The following is a 13,383-nucleotide window of genomic DNA, read 5'->3' as shown; positions in this document are numbered from 1 at the left end:
GGCAGCACATTGCGGGCCCGGCGATCTTGCCCGTCCGGACCATCAGACGTACCCGGTCGCGCATACGAAAGGGCCGGCTTCCCTTGGCAGAAGCCGGCCCTTTCTCCGAACCGTGTTACGGCAACAGGAGGAACGCCAGGCCGTTCGGCGAGCCGAGGCCGGTGACGTTGTCGTAGCCACCCGTGGTGTGGATCGCCAGGTTCGGCCAGTCGAACGTCCGGGCCGAGGTGATCAGCCCGTTCGTGGCGTCGACCGAGTTGGCGTAGTCGACCCGCTGCACCGCGGCGTCCACGTGCTTGACGTCGCTGATCGCCGGCGTGTGCGAGGCGGCCTGGTACGCCAGCGGGTTCACGAACCCGTGGTGGAAGTGCGTCAGGCTGTCCGACACCGCCATGATCCCCGCGAGCAGCGGCGACGACAGGCTCGTCCCACCCAGGCGGTACTGGTCGTAGTACACGCCGTCCGGGAAGGTCTGGGTCTGGCCGACGAGGAAGCCGGTGTTGGGGTCACCGACCGCCGAGATGTCGGGCACGACGCGGCCCTTGTGGTTCCCGTGCTGGTTCTGAGTGGACAGTGCGTCCGGCACGATTCCCTTCTGGTAGAAGGGCTGGTCGAACAGGACACTGGTGCCGCCACCGGAACCGGAGGTGTACGCCCCGGGCGCGCCGGGCACGTACGCACCGTTGGTGAGGGTGCTCTTGCCGGTCTCCCAGCCGGTTTCGAACAGCTTCTTGCCGTCCTTGCCGACCGCGAGGCTGGTGCCGCCGACCGCGGTCACCCACGAGCCCGACGCCGGGAAGTCGGCGGACGGGGTGCCGAGACGGGCTGCCTCGTCACCGCTGTCACCGGAGGAGAAGTAGACGCCGATGCCCTCGAGCGCGGCCTGGATCGCGATCTGGTTCCACACGCGGACCTCGGAGGCGGGGATGTCCTCGCCCGCGTCACCGTAGGAGTTGCTGATGATGTCGGCGTTGTGCCCGGCGACGATCCAGTTCAGGGCCTGGTCCAGGGACGAGTCCTGGCAGTCGGAACTGCCCACGTAGAGGATCTTCGCGCCCGGGGCCATGGCGTGCACGGCCTCGACGTCCAGCGTCTGCTCGCCGTACCAGCCGGCGGCGTCACACTGGTCCGGCGGCTCCAGCTCCGGGTTGGTCGGGAAGATCTTCTCCGAGAACTGCGCCTTGGTGAGCGGGTTTCCCGGGTCGTTGCGCTTGGCGTACTGGGACGCGTCCGCGTACAGCGTCGGCGAGGCGAAAGCGTCCACAATGGCCACTGTGGTGCCCTTGCCGTCCGCGTGCGCCTGGTCGATGCCGTACGCCGAACGCAGCTGCGCCGGGGTGTAACCACACGGCGCGTACGGCAGGTTCTTGCCGTTGTAGGCCGGGTCGGTGGTGTCGGTCTTCTGGCCGTAGTAGCTGCTGCACGGCGGCGCGTTGCGGAAGCCGGCCGCGGGCGGCACGTCGCTCGGGGTGCCGTCGGTGTGGTCGGGCTTGAGCAGCTGCGTGGCCTGGTCGACGCCGACGACGCCGAGCACGTCGCTCGCCAGCGCCGCGGGCACCGACAGCTCCTTGTCGGCGGCCCGCAGAACCTGGCCCTCGACCTTGTACTTGGCGAGGTCGACCGAGAACGCCTTCTCCACCTGGTCAGCGGTACCGGTCGCCTCGACGTACGCCTTGTTCGAAGGCACGTCGCCGATCGCGAAACCGCTGCCGGCAAGCCAGTCGCGCACCGACTTCACCGTGGTGTCGCCGGCGGCGAACCGGTCGCGGACCTGGTTCGGGTCCAGGTACTGGCGATACGTCTGGCTCGACGGATCGCTGACAGCCTGCGCCGCGGATTCCGCGCCCGCCTGGTCACGCATCGCCAGGTACACGCGGAAGTTCAGCTTGGCCGACGGCGTGGTGTCGGCGACCTTGGCCTGCGGAGTGGCCCAGAGCGGGTGGGACAGCGGGATCACCGCACGTCCTTGTGCGGACGCGGTCGCGGGAATCGCGGCCGCCGCACCACCCACGAGGGCGAGCGAGACGAAAAGGGTAAGGGTTCTTCGCACTGAGGACTTCCCCTCTTGACGTGAAAGCGGAACTGCGGAGAGATTAGATGCGAAAACCCTTCAGGGGAAGAAAAAAGTCGCCCGACGAGCCGAAGTCCGATTCCCATACTTCGTAGGTAAAGGGGCATTTCACCCAAAAGTGAAAAAATAGACCCGACGGCTCACAGTTATGTCCATTGTGGACGATGGTGGGCGCCTGACATGGTGGGCCGGTGACCATTGAACGCCGCAACCCGCCCGGCCTGCACGCGACGCCCGGATACCACCACGTCACCACCGTCGAAGCCCGGCGGCTCGTGTTCCTCGCCGGCCAGTGCCCGCTCGCGCCCGACGGTTCCGTCCCGCCGGGCCTGCTCGACCAGACGGACCAGATCGTCGCGAACACCCTGCTGGCCCTTGCGGATGGGGGCGCCACGCGGGAGGACGTCGTACGTACGACGATCTACGTCGCGAGCGCCGATCGCCCGGACCTGTCGGCGGTCTGGCGGCGGCTCACGGAGTCCGCGCTCGGACCCGCCTTCAGCACGGCGAGCACCCTGCTGGGGGTGACCTGCTTGGGTTTCCCGGGCCAGCTTGTCGAGCTGGACGTCACCGCCGCCTTAGCCTGACGGCATGGCACAAGACGCCTCAATGACGTACACGTCCTACCTCGCGCTCGACGAGATCCTCGGCGCGCAGCGGCCGCGCTCCGACGAGCACGACGAGATGCTGTTCATCGTCATCCACCAGGTGTACGAGCTGTGGTTCAAGCAGTTGCTGCACGAGCTCGCGTACCTGCAGCAGCGGCTCGAGGCCGGCGACACCGCCCGCGCGATCCGGACCCTGCGGCGGATCCTGACCGTGCTGAAGGTGGTGGTCGCGCAGATCGACGTGCTGGAAACCATGACGCCGAGCCAGTTCACGAGCTTCCGGGCCCGGCTCGACGCGTCCAGCGGGTTCCAGTCGGCGCAGTTCCGGGAGCTGGAGGCGGTGCTCGGCCGGCGCGACGAGCGGGCGTTCGAGCACTACCCGGCGGACAGCCCGGGACGGCGGCGGATCGTCGAGGCGATGGCGCGGCCGTCGCTGTGGGAGTCGTTCCAGGCGTACCTGAAGACCCAGGGTTACGACGGCGACCTCGCGCGGGTCTATGCCGATGACGACGGCCCGGCGCTGGTCGCCGAGCACCTCGTGGATCTTGACGAAGGTATGCAGGAGTGGCGTTACCGGCACGTGAAAATGGTGGAGCGCACGATCGGTGACAAGTCGGGCACCGGCGGCTCGTCCGGCGCGGAATACCTGCGCGGGACCCTTTTCCGGCCGGTCTTTCCCGAGTTGTGGGCTATCCGGCGTGATCTCTAGGCGCGGCGCCGCCGGGGGCGTTAAGTTGCTGGTGGGTGGAAATGACCTTTCCGCTCACCACAACCGAACAGGCCGGTGCCACGAGCCGCCGGCCGTCATCGACGAGGAGTCACCAACCGTGACCGATGGGATTTTCGGCCGTGAAAGCGGTCATGAACAGGTCGTGTTCTGCCAGGATCGGGCGTCCGGCCTGAAGGCGATCATCGCGATCTACTCCACCGCGCTGGGCCCGGCGCTCGGCGGTACCCGGTTCTACCCGTACGCGTCCGAAGACGAGGCGCTCGCCGATGTGCTGGCGCTGTCCAAGGGGATGGCCTACAAGAACGCGCTCGCCGGGCTCGACCTCGGCGGCGGCAAGGCCGTGATCATCGGTGACCCCGCGACCGTCAAGACGGAGGCGCTGCTGCGGGCGTACGGACGTTTCGTGCAGTCGCTCGGCGGGCGGTACATCACGGCTTGCGATGTGGGCACGTATGTCCAGGACATGGATGTGGTGGCGCGCGAATCCCGGTTCGTGACGGGCCGCTCGCCCGATGACGGCGGGGCCGGTGACTCCTCGGTGCTCACGGCTTTCGGCGTGTTCCAAGGCCTGCGCGCGTCCGCGTCGCACCGCTGGGGCACCACGGACCTGAACGGGCGGCGGGTCGGCGTCGCCGGGGTCGGGAAGGTCGGGCACATCCTCGTCGACCACCTCGTCGAGGCGGGGGCGCAGGTCGTGATCAGCGACGTGTCCCCGGCGGCGATCGAGCGGGTACGGGCGGCGCACCCGGAAGTCGAAGTCGCACCGGACGCCGATGCCCTGGCCGCTTCGCCGCTGGACGTGTTCGCCCCCTGCGCGCTGGGCGGCGCGCTGAACGACCGGACGGTGCCGGTACTGCGGGCCGAAATCGTGTGCGGTGCGGCGAACAATCAACTGGCGACACCGGATGTCGAAAAGCAGCTGGAAGACCGCGGAATCCTTTACGCGCCTGATTACCTTGTGAACGCCGGCGGGGTCATCCAGGTCAGCGACGAGCTACACGGTTTCGATTTCGCCCGCGCAAAGCGCAAGGCCACCGCGATTTTCAACACCACACTGGACGTTTTCGCGCTCGCGGAAGCAGAAGGCGTACCACCGGCGACTGCGGCGGACCGCTTGGCAGAGCGGCGAATGTCGCAGGTAGGCCGGCTGCGGTCGATTCTGACGACGTAGGCCTGGGCGCCGTAAGGCCAAGGGCCGAGTTGGGTGGTCATCCCGTCGCCTGAACAGGAACGATCACTTTGGGGAGCAGCCGCAACCTGCGCCGGAACTGGCACCCGAGAACACAAAGCTTGCGGCTGGTCCTCAAAGTGATATTCGAAAACCGCAGGCGACGGGATGACCACCCAACTCAACCACCCACTCAAGGTGAGATCCCTTGGGGTCAGTCATCCTGGAGCCTGCCCGTCCGGCGAGGACATCTTTTTCTCTTTTCCCTCGCGCTCCGCGCGAGGGGTTCCGGCGCTTCGCGCCGGGGTTGTCGCCGGGCCCACCCCGATGGCCGAGTGTCTAACGGTTGGCACGTCGTATCAAGGGCGCCTTCGGCGTCGCTTCGCGATGACCGCTGGCGCGGTCACCCTTGACACGACGTGCCAACCGCTAGGGCGGCTTTCTATCGGGGTTGGGGGAGGTGTGGATGGGCTGGGTTCGGTGGTTCCGTACCCTTCCCGTCTCCCGTCTCCCGTCTCCCGTCTCCCGTCTCCCGTCTCCCGTCGTGCCAGGTGCCGGGCTCGGGTGCCGGGGCGTGTTTGCTGGCTGCGTCGGCGTGTTTGCCCGCTATGTCGGTGAGTTGGCTGGCTGCGCGCCTGAGTTTGCTCGTGGCGCGGGCGTGTTTGCTGGCTGCGCGGGCGTGTTTGCTTGTCGTGCGGGCGTGTTTGCCCGCTGCGCGGGTGAGTTGGCTGGCTGCGCGCCGAGGTTCGCCCGAATGGGCGTTGCTGGTCGCGTTTGCTGCCAAAGGGGAGGTTCAAGGGTGGCTGCGCTGAGTGTCGGACTCGCCGTCGTGAACGTCGGTCTCGCGGTCCCCAGCCCAGGCGGTCGCGAGTCCGACGTTCAGAACGGCGAGTCCGACAGTCAGGACCGCGAGTCCGACACTAGGGTCAGCCGGACTTGCGGCGGAATTGGCGCTTCGAAGCGGCGGGGCCCTGGGCGTGCTGGTTCCGGCCACCGCCGTTGCCGTGCTGGTCACCGGCCCGGGCGTGCGCCTGCTTACGTTCCAGCGCCTCCCGGAACTTGCGCTTCTGGTCGTCCTCAGGGGTCTCGGACGGAGGCGTGGAAGAAGGCGTGGACTCGGACATGACACCCTCCTGGCTACGGACGAACCCCATCAGCCTGTCACGCCCCGCACCCCTTGGCCAACTCCGTTTCCGGCTCGGCGACAGAAACTGGCAGCCTGCCAGTAACGGCACGGGCGCCAGCTAGGGTTAGCGCCATGGCGAACTCTGCTGCGGTACCCGGCCGACCTCGTTCGCGTGATGCGGCAGGACTGCCCGCCGTCACACCGGACGGGATCGTGGCCGCGGCGCTGGAGCTCACCGCCCGCCACGACCTCGACAGCTGGACACTGCGCCAGCTCGCCGCGGAGGTGCAGGCCTACCCCGCCGTTGTATACCACCACGTCGGCGACCGCGAGGCGGTGGTGAGCGCCGTCGTGAACCAGGTTATCGGCATGTTCGAGCTGCCACCGGAGGACCTCCCGTGGCGCGAGTGGTTCCGCCGCCTCGCCACGGACCTGCGCGCGGTCCTGACCCGCTACCCGGGTGTCGCGCGCCGGATCTCCGTGTACGGCCTGACCGTGTGGGCCGCCGCACCCTCGATCGACCGCGGGGTACGCATCCTGCAGGAAGCCGGCTTCGGCGCAGAGAGTCCCGACGTCTACGTGTTCCTGTCCAACGTTATCTGCCAGTTCATCTCGGTCGAGGACGAACAAGTGCGCCACGCCGACGTCCGCGCCCGCAATCTTGCCCTGTGGAGCAGCCACCGCGACGACCAGACGATGCCGGGACTCGCGGCGCTCAGCGCGTCCATCCACGCCGTCGCCTCGGACCCGGCGCGCCGGGAGAGCTACTTCGCGGACACCTTCGACTATTCGATCGAGCGCTGCCTGGACGGTGTCGCCGCCAGGCTGGACATCATCCGCAAGTGATCTTCGGCTGCGGGTTGTAGTGCACCGTGCGCTTGTCCGAGCGGATGACCTGACCGGTGTTCACATCCCGCAGCACGCGCGTGTCCGAGGTGGTGAACCCGGGCGCGCCGTTCGACGCGTGACAGTTCACCGGCGGGCCCGGTTTGGGCTGCGGATCGACCGGGTTGACCCGCTCGCCCGGCACCGACTCGACGTTGTATCGCTTGGTACCCCACAGTTTTACCGTGATCGACGACGGGGTCCAGATCGCCTGGATCGCCACCCCGGTCGGCGAGTCGTTGGTGAACTTCAGGTCGATCACGCTGGAGCCATCGGGATTCTGGAACACCGTCGCCTCGCGCGCGGCGGGATAGCGGCTGATGTAGTAGCTGTGCTCGCGGTGTCCGGCGTCCTTCATCCCGCCGAAGTATGACGCGTTGTAGAGCGTGGTCGCGAACTGCGAGATGCCGCCGCCGACCTCACGCGCGGGCGCGCCGTTCTCGATCACGCCGGCCTCGACGTATCCCTGCGCGGCGCCCCGCGGGCCGGTGAAACCGTTGAGGCTGAACGTTTCCCCGGGTTTGACGATCGCGCCGTTGACCTTCTGCGCGACCGTGCGGATGTTGACGCCCGAGTCCGCGGCGAACCCGCCGGTGCTGAACTCGCCGATCACTTCCTTGACGCCCAGCTGGTTCGCCTGGTCCGTGGTGACCTTCGCGGGCGTGTCGACGTACTTCGCCGGCAGCTCGCGTTGACCGGTCCGCTTGAGCAGTTCGGGCAGCGGTTCGAGGGTCGGGTTCCAGTCCACGCCATGGCCGTCCACCGAGGGTTCCACCGACGGGTGGCCGCCGGAGAACACGATCTGCGCATCCTTGCCCTGCTTCTCCGTGGACTTCAGCTGCGGCCCGGCCGCCTCGACGATTTTCGCGTTGTCCACCTTCATCGCGAGCGTGCCGCCCTCGGCGGGCTCGAACCGCAGCGCAGCGGCGATCGCCGCCGGGGCCACGGTCGCGTTCGCGCCGTCGCCGCGGATCACCAGCGGGCCCGAAACCGCGGGCCGCGCCAGCTGGGTGAGCGCGGTCTGCACCGCCTGCGCCGACACGTTCACCGGGGTCTGCTCCACCGGCAGCGTCACGATCTGCCCCGAGGCCCAGTTCGCCAGCACCGCGATCGCCGCGTCGTCGACCCGAAGACGCTGCCCCTGCTTGGGTTCGACGGGAACCGGGGTCACGCCCTGGAACCGGATCGAACCCTCGGCGGGTTCGCGATCGATCTGCGGGCGCAGGTTTTCCAGCGTGTTGACCAACTGTGGCTTGTCGGCGGTCGTCACCACACCGACCTCGCGGGTGGTGAAGAACGAGGTGAGCCGGGTGAACGGGTTCGCGGGCTGCGCGCCCGCCTGGTCCAAAGTGGACGCCCAATCGAGGCTCAGCCCGGCGCGCGCGGGTTCGATGGTCGCGCTGACGTCACCGGCATGCACGGTCACCGGCTTGACCAGCCGCGGCTGGATCTGCTCGCGGAGGCGCTGCTCGGCGTCCGCGCGCTTGAGCCCGCCGACGTCCACGCCCGCGACGGTCACCCCGCGCGGCACGTTGCCCTGGCTCACCAGCAGGTCCACCGCGTACAGCGCGACGAGCACGCCCAGCACCGAGCCCGCGATGAAGCCGGCGCGGCGCAGTGCCGTGCGCGGCTTTTTCGGCGGCTGGACCTTCGGGATGACCTGGGTGGGCGGCTCGAAGAAGTCGGTCTTTTCGGCATCGGCCGTGGGCCACACGGGTTCCTGCGGCAAGGGGCACCTTCCCTGGGCCAGGCGGAAATCCGGACAACAGGGAGAAAGGTTACGACCGGCCGGTGGCGCGGTGGACGGCGGGTGTGTACAGCTGAGACATGCGACTCGTGATCCTCGCGGACACGCACGTACCCAAGCGGGCGCGCGCATTGCCCGAACAAGTCTGGCGCGCGGTCGACGAGGCCGATCTCGTGATCCACGCGGGTGACTGGGTCGAGGCAACCCTGCTCGACGAGCTCGAAGAGCGCAGTGCCCGGTTGCTCGGCGTGTACGGCAACAACGACGGCCCGGACCTGCGGGCGCGCCTGCCCGAGATCGCCCGCGCGGAGCTGGACGGCGTCAGGCTGGCGGTCGTGCACGAGACCGGCGCGGCGAAAGGCCGCGAGCAGCGGTGCGCGGCCGCGTTCCCGGACACCGACGTGCTGGTGTTCGGCCACAGCCACATCCCGTGGGACACCGTGGCGGACAACGGGTTGCGCCTGCTCAACCCCGGCTCACCGACCGATCGCCGCCGCCAGCCCGAATGCACTTACCTGACCGCGCGGATCTCCCACGGGAAACTCACCGACGTGCGTCTCCACGGTGTTTGACGGGTTCGCGACGGGTCGGCGGTTCATCGTGCCTGCGGTACCACGCGGAACATCAGGCCCGCGTCCACCAGCCGCGCCAGCAGCGCGTCACCCATCGCCGCGGCCGGGCTGAGCTGGCCCGCGGCCGGCGCGAGGTCGTCGAAAGCCAGGCACAGCGCGGATTCCGCGAGCATCTTCGCCGCCTCGTCGTAGCCCGGGTCGCCGCCCGCGACCTCCGTGACCACGCGTTTCCCGCCGCCTTCGCCGACGAACCGCACCTTGAACCACGACTGCGCGCGGCGGTCCTCGTCCGGGCCGTCGCCCGGTTTCCGCAGGCCCGACAGCGCTTTGCGTAGCGGCGGCAGCTGCGCGAGCACTGCTAGCGCACCGACGCCCGCGGCCGCTCCGATGGCAGAGGGCAGGGTCTCGAACGACGCGTAGTGGCGGTAGCGGAAGTCCGGCCCGTAGCAGTCGATGAGCCGCCCCGACAGCGCGACGATCTGCGGGTCGATCGTGAGCAGCGGCATCTGCCAGCGCCCCGCATCCCGGTGCGGGACACCGAGTTCCGCGCGAACCTTCCGCTCGCTCCGCGGCTCCAGGCGGGCGCGGTCGCGTGCGGCCCGCACCAACGGCACCAGTCGCGAGAACGACGTCAGCGCCGTCGCGAACGTGCCGCCGGAAACCGTCGCGGACACGCGCACCTGACCGGAGATCCGCAACGGCACGCCTTCGGGCAGCTGCTTGACCGTGTAGAAAACGCCCAGGTCATGAGGAATCGAGTCGAACCCGCAGGCGTGCACGAGGCGCGCCCCCGTCCGCCGCGCGGTTTCGTGATGCCGCACGTACATCCGGTCGAAGAACTCTGGTTCGCCGGTGAGGTCCACGTAGTCGGTACCCGCCTCGGCGCAGGCGGCGACGAGCGGCTCGCCGTACGTGAGATATGGACCGACGGCGTTGATCACGACCTTGGCGGAGGTCGCGATTTCCCGCAGTGACGCGGCATCCGTGACGTCGGCGTGCAGCAGTGGGAGCGCCGAGTGCGCCGGGCCGAGCCGGTCGCGCACGGCTTCGAGCTTGGCGCGGTCACGCCCGGCGAGCGCCCAGCTCCCATGTGCGGGCAGCTGCCGCGCCAGGTACTCGGCGGTGAGCGCGCCGGTGAACCCCGTCGCGCCGAACAGGACCAGGTCGTAGCCCGTCATGGGGGAACTGTAACGCCGGCCGTGTGGGATGCTGCTGACCATGACCGACCGCTACTTCGAGGACTACGTCCAGGGTTCGACGCACGAGCTGGGCAGTACCAAGGTGACCGAGGCAGAGATCCTGGAGTTCGCCACGAAGTACGACCCGCAGCCCTTTCACGTCGACCCGGTCGCCGCCGCGAGCAGCCCGTTCGGCGGCCTGATCGCGAGCGGCTGGCACACCGCGGCGATGATGATGAAGCTGCTCGCGCGGAACTACCTGTCTCCGGTGTCGAGCCTCGCCAGCCCCGGCATCGACGAGCTGCGCTGGCTCAAGCCGGTGCGGCCCGGCGACGAGCTGCGCGTCCGGGTCCAGGTGCTCGAGGCGCGTCCGTCGCAATCGAAGCCGGACCGCGGGCTGGTACGCAGCCTCATCGAAGGTTTCAACCAGGACGACGACATCGTCATCTCTGCGGTCGCGCTCAACTTCGTACGCCGGCGTTGATCACGCGCCTGCCCGTCGGCCATCCGGACGTCGCGGCGGTGCTGCGCGAGTATTTCGACGACATCGTGAGCCGCTACCACGGCCGCCAGGCCACCGGCGAGGAGATCGACAAGGCGCAGGCCGACGAGCCGAGCGAGCACGTCGACCCGTTCTTCGTCTCGCGGCAGGGAAACGAGATCGTCGGCTGCGTCGGCGTGGTGTCCACCGAACCCGGCACGGCCGAGCTGACCCGCATGTTCGTCAAGGCGAGCGCGCGCGGAAACGGCTGGGCCGCGCGGTTGTTGCGGGCGGCCGAGGACGCCGCCCGGGAAGCCGGTGTCCACGTCATGCGCCTGGACACGCGAAGCGATCTGGTCGAGGCGCGGGCGCTGTACGCGCGGCACGGATACCAGGAGGTCGAGCCGTACGGCGACCGGCTGTACGCGGATCACTTCTTCGAGAAACGGCTATCCGTCGAAGCGCGCGAGCAGTAGTTCGAGCCTGCGGTCGGCGGCGTCGCGGGGGAGCCGTCCGCTGCGGGTGAGGGTGACCAGCCCGTGGAGGGCCGCCCAGAAGGTTTCGGTGAGCAGGCCGACTTCGTCCTCCTGGGTCTGCAGCCGGATGGCGTCGGCCAGCTCGTCGAACGCGGCGTGCAGGGCCGGCGGGGCGTCGGGCGTGGCGAACGGCAGATCGACGGACCGGCTGAACATCGCGTCGTAGAGGGCGGGGTGCCGGTCGGCGAAGGCGATGTAGGCGCGACTGACTGCGGCGAGGGTCTGGTCGGCTCTCGCCCTGGCGCCGCGCAGCTGCTCGGCCAGCTCGGCGAAACCCTCCAGCGCGACCGCGATCACGATGGCGTCCTTGCCCCTGAAATGGCTGTAGAGCACGGGCTGGCTGTACTCGACCTTCTCGGCCAGCCGGCGCGTCGTCACCGCGTCCCAGCCCTCGGTCTCCGCCAGCTCGCGCGCGGTCGCGACGATCAGCTTCTCCCGGTCCGCGCGCTCGCGCTCCCGGCGCGTCTGAATGGACATGGCAGCGATTCTAGCACCGCTAGACTTCATGTCATTGACCTGTTAGCGTTGTTCTCGTTCCTAGCGTTGCTAGATCGGAGTTCGAGATGCTCACCCCCATCGCCTACGGGCTAGCCATCTTGCTGAACCTGATGATCCTGTTCATCGGGTTGCGGTTCCTGTTTGTGCCCCGCCCGGCGGCCGCCGCGTATGGCGTGCCCGCGAAAGCCGACGGCGATCCCGCGTACCTGACGATCAAGGGCGTGCGCGACGGCAGCTACGGCCTGGTCGGCCTGGCGCTGCTGGCCTTCGCCGGCGCCCACGCCGAAGCCTGGTTCATGCTGCTGGTCGCACTGGTCCCGCTCGGCGACACGATCGTCGTGCTGCGCAACGGCGGTACGAGGGCCGTGGCGTTCGGGATCCACTTCGCCACCGCGGTCGTCGTCCTCGTCAGCGCCGCCCTGCTGTTCGTCATTTGATTCCCACGGCCCAATTCCAATGAGAACCACCGAGGAAAGTCAGGTGTAGCAGCCGTCCCGCCTGGGTAGTCCTGTTGCGACAGCGCTTCGGGAGGGAGTCTGACCAATGGCTGATACGACACGGCTGCCCAATCCGGTCGCGGAAATCTGGGAGTGGCAGCGCAACGGCAATTGCCGGAATCTCGACAGCTCGGTCTTCTTCCACCCGGACGGGGAACGCGGGTTCGCCCGCGCGGACCGGGTTGCCAGGGCCAAGCGGGTTTGCCGGTCCTGTCCCGTCATCGTCGAATGCCGCCATCACGCGCTGACCGCCGAGGAACCGTTCGGCGTCTGGGGTGGTCTCGACGAGGCCGAGCGCCGGGCCGCGATCATGCGCCGCAAGCAGCGTGCGGAGGACGGCAAGAAGTACGTTTCGGCCACGCGCTGACAACCGGGAAGGCCGGACCGGGGGGCCTGGTCCGGCCTGCGAAAGCCGCGTCGGGCAACGGGTTCGAGGTGAGCGCTAGGTCGCGGACGCCATCAAGGCCTGGGGGCGACGAGCGGAACAAAGTCAGTGGGTTCACCGATCTGGCACGGGGTCCAGATCGGTGGCGACCATCGGGGACTACTTCTTCTTCCGCCTCCTGCGAGCTCCTGCCCGAGCTCGAAAAAGGCTTACGGCTGAACGAGATCTCCGTCACGGGTGATCATGGCGCGCAGTTTGGTGAGCGCCCGGTGCTGGGTGACCCGGACGTTGCCGGCCGAGATGCCGAGCGCCTCGGCGGTCTCGCTCGCGGACAGGCCCACGATCAGCCGCAGCGTCAGGATTTCCTGTTGCAGCGGCGGAAGCGTGGCGACCAGCTTGTTGAGCCGGGCACCCAGATCCACGTCGAGCGCGCGTTTCTCCGGCTCGTTGTCGGTCAGCGGGCGCTCGGGCAGTTCGGCGACCGGGTCCGACCGGTCGCGTGACACGAGCCGGTAGGCGTCGGCCACCTTGTTCGACGCGATCGCGTGCACGAGGTACAGGAACGACCCTCCTCGATCCTGATAGTTCGGCAACGCGTGCAGCACCGCCAGGCAGACCTCCTGCGCGACGTCGTCCGCCGACAGGTAGGACAGGTCACGACCGCCGAGGCGAGCGCGGCAGTACCGCACCGCGACGGGCGTGATCATGCTGATCAGCCTGGCAATGGCCGCCGGATCCCCGGTCGCGGCATCCTTGACCGCGGGATCGAGCTCTTCCTTGGTCAGCCGTTGCGCGGGACCCCGCGGAAACGACTGTGGAATGGTGAAGCCGGGCACCGACGCTTCGACAGGCACGACGGTATCCGGTGGGACTTCGGTTCTCATAGGTCGACTCCCCAACG

15 protein-coding genes are annotated in these 13,383 nt (G+C 68.6%); 9 read left to right on the top strand and 6 right to left on the bottom strand.

Annotation, left to right across the window (positions count from 1 at the left end):
* Nucleotides 1–115: 115 nt before the first annotated feature.
* On the bottom strand, nt 116–2,050 hold the full coding sequence (locus LOZ83_RS05045; RefSeq protein ID WP_236788996.1) for a protease pro-enzyme activation domain-containing protein: 1,935 nt from the start codon (nt 2,048–2,050) through the stop codon (nt 116–118).
* Nucleotides 2,051–2,262: 212 nt separating this feature from the next.
* Between LOZ83_RS05045 and LOZ83_RS05040 the strand changes: the two genes are divergently transcribed.
* From LOZ83_RS05040 to LOZ83_RS05030, 3 genes are all read left to right on the top strand, one after another.
* Nucleotides 2,263–2,658 (top strand): RidA family protein, encoded by a 396-nt coding sequence (locus LOZ83_RS05040; RefSeq protein ID WP_236788995.1) that lies wholly within the window; start codon nt 2,263–2,265, stop codon nt 2,656–2,658.
* 4 nt (nt 2,659–2,662) lie between these two features.
* A complete protein-coding gene (locus tag LOZ83_RS05035) occupies nt 2,663–3,388 on the top strand; it encodes a tryptophan 2,3-dioxygenase (RefSeq protein ID WP_236788994.1) in 726 nt (241 codons plus the stop codon).
* A gap of 118 nt (nt 3,389–3,506) precedes the next feature.
* Nucleotides 3,507–4,580, top strand: a complete 1,074-nt coding sequence (locus LOZ83_RS05030; RefSeq protein WP_236788993.1) for a Glu/Leu/Phe/Val dehydrogenase — start codon at nt 3,507–3,509, stop codon at nt 4,578–4,580.
* Between the two features lie 923 nt (nt 4,581–5,503).
* Here the strand turns inward: LOZ83_RS05030 and LOZ83_RS05025 are convergent.
* Nucleotides 5,504–5,701, bottom strand: a complete 198-nt coding sequence (locus LOZ83_RS05025) for a DUF5302 domain-containing protein (RefSeq protein ID WP_236788992.1) — start codon at nt 5,699–5,701, stop codon at nt 5,504–5,506.
* Between the two features lie 134 nt (nt 5,702–5,835).
* On the opposite strand from LOZ83_RS05025, the gene LOZ83_RS05020 reads away from it, so the two are divergent.
* Nucleotides 5,836–6,549: a TetR/AcrR family transcriptional regulator gene (locus LOZ83_RS05020; RefSeq protein ID WP_236788991.1), complete on the top strand. Its 714-nt coding sequence runs from the start codon at nt 5,836–5,838 to the stop codon at nt 6,547–6,549.
* Here LOZ83_RS05020 and LOZ83_RS05015 read toward each other — a convergent pair.
* Nucleotides 6,536–8,317, bottom strand: a complete 1,782-nt coding sequence (locus LOZ83_RS05015; RefSeq protein WP_236788990.1) for a VanW family protein — start codon at nt 8,315–8,317, stop codon at nt 6,536–6,538. The genes LOZ83_RS05020 and LOZ83_RS05015 overlap by 14 nt on opposite strands.
* 98 nt (nt 8,318–8,415) lie before the next feature.
* Between LOZ83_RS05015 and LOZ83_RS05010 the strand changes: the two genes are divergently transcribed.
* Complete coding sequence (locus tag LOZ83_RS05010; RefSeq protein WP_236788989.1) at nt 8,416–8,907, top strand: metallophosphoesterase family protein; 492 nt, start codon at nt 8,416–8,418, stop codon at nt 8,905–8,907.
* Nucleotides 8,908–8,930: 23 nt separating this feature from the next.
* On the opposite strand, the gene LOZ83_RS05005 is transcribed toward LOZ83_RS05010, so the two are convergent.
* Entirely contained in the window at nt 8,931–10,085 is a 1,155-nt protein-coding gene (locus LOZ83_RS05005) for a trans-acting enoyl reductase family protein (RefSeq protein WP_236788988.1), read from the bottom strand.
* Nucleotides 10,086–10,125: 40 nt separating this feature from the next.
* Here LOZ83_RS05005 and LOZ83_RS05000 point away from each other — a divergent pair, with 40 nt between their 5' ends.
* Complete coding sequence (locus LOZ83_RS05000) at nt 10,126–10,569, top strand: MaoC family dehydratase (RefSeq protein ID WP_236788987.1); 444 nt, start codon at nt 10,126–10,128, stop codon at nt 10,567–10,569.
* Nucleotides 10,566–11,042 (top strand): GNAT family N-acetyltransferase, encoded by a 477-nt coding sequence (locus tag LOZ83_RS04995; protein WP_236788986.1) that lies wholly within the window; start codon nt 10,566–10,568, stop codon nt 11,040–11,042. The genes LOZ83_RS05000 and LOZ83_RS04995 overlap by 4 nt, the downstream gene beginning before the upstream one ends.
* Here LOZ83_RS04995 and LOZ83_RS04990 read toward each other — a convergent pair.
* Complete coding sequence (locus tag LOZ83_RS04990; protein WP_236788985.1) at nt 11,016–11,579, bottom strand: TetR/AcrR family transcriptional regulator; 564 nt, start codon at nt 11,577–11,579, stop codon at nt 11,016–11,018. The two genes, LOZ83_RS04995 and LOZ83_RS04990, sit on opposite strands and share 27 nt — an antisense overlap.
* Before the next feature lie 86 nt (nt 11,580–11,665).
* Between LOZ83_RS04990 and LOZ83_RS04985 the strand changes: the two genes are divergently transcribed.
* Nucleotides 11,666–12,037, top strand: coding sequence for a DUF4267 domain-containing protein (locus LOZ83_RS04985; RefSeq protein WP_236788984.1), 372 nt, complete (start codon nt 11,666–11,668; stop codon nt 12,035–12,037).
* Between the two features lie 106 nt (nt 12,038–12,143).
* Nucleotides 12,144–12,464: a WhiB family transcriptional regulator gene (locus LOZ83_RS04980; RefSeq protein ID WP_236788983.1), complete on the top strand. Its 321-nt coding sequence runs from the start codon at nt 12,144–12,146 to the stop codon at nt 12,462–12,464.
* A 227-nt stretch (nt 12,465–12,691) separates the two neighbouring features.
* Here LOZ83_RS04980 and shbA read toward each other — a convergent pair whose 3' ends face one another.
* Nucleotides 12,692–13,366, bottom strand: coding sequence for an RNA polymerase sigma factor ShbA (gene shbA, locus LOZ83_RS04975; protein WP_236788982.1), 675 nt, complete (start codon nt 13,364–13,366; stop codon nt 12,692–12,694).
* Between the last annotated feature and the right edge of the window lie 17 nt (nt 13,367–13,383).

The organism is Amycolatopsis sp. GM8, assembly GCF_021653975.1.
Taxonomy (GTDB): Bacteria; Actinomycetota; Actinomycetes; order Mycobacteriales; family Pseudonocardiaceae; genus Amycolatopsis_E.
The sequence above is the reverse complement of the archived record's forward strand: the minus strand, read 5'-3'. Positions and strand labels throughout refer to the sequence as shown.

What these genes read in the sequence shown, in the direction of transcription:
- LOZ83_RS05010 (WP_236788989.1), top strand. Translation starts at nt 8,416, where the DNA reads ATGCGACTCGTGATCCTCGCGGACACGCACGTACCCAAGCGGGCGCGC.
- LOZ83_RS05020 (WP_236788991.1), top strand. Translation starts at nt 5,836, where the DNA reads ATGGCGAACTCTGCTGCGGTACCCGGCCGACCTCGTTCGCGTGATGCG.
- LOZ83_RS05025 (WP_236788992.1), bottom strand. Translation starts at nt 5,701, where the DNA reads ATGTCCGAGTCCACGCCTTCTTCCACGCCTCCGTCCGAGACCCCTGAG.
- LOZ83_RS04990 (WP_236788985.1), bottom strand. Translation starts at nt 11,579, where the DNA reads ATGTCCATTCAGACGCGCCGGGAGCGCGAGCGCGCGGACCGGGAGAAG.
- LOZ83_RS05035 (WP_236788994.1), top strand. Translation starts at nt 2,663, where the DNA reads ATGGCACAAGACGCCTCAATGACGTACACGTCCTACCTCGCGCTCGAC.
- LOZ83_RS05000 (WP_236788987.1), top strand. Translation starts at nt 10,126, where the DNA reads ATGACCGACCGCTACTTCGAGGACTACGTCCAGGGTTCGACGCACGAG.
- LOZ83_RS05005 (WP_236788988.1), bottom strand. Translation starts at nt 10,085, where the DNA reads ATGACGGGCTACGACCTGGTCCTGTTCGGCGCGACGGGGTTCACCGGC.
- LOZ83_RS04980 (WP_236788983.1), top strand. Translation starts at nt 12,144, where the DNA reads ATGGCTGATACGACACGGCTGCCCAATCCGGTCGCGGAAATCTGGGAG.
- shbA (WP_236788982.1), bottom strand. Translation starts at nt 13,366, where the DNA reads ATGAGAACCGAAGTCCCACCGGATACCGTCGTGCCTGTCGAAGCGTCG.
- LOZ83_RS04985 (WP_236788984.1), top strand. Translation starts at nt 11,666, where the DNA reads ATGCTCACCCCCATCGCCTACGGGCTAGCCATCTTGCTGAACCTGATG.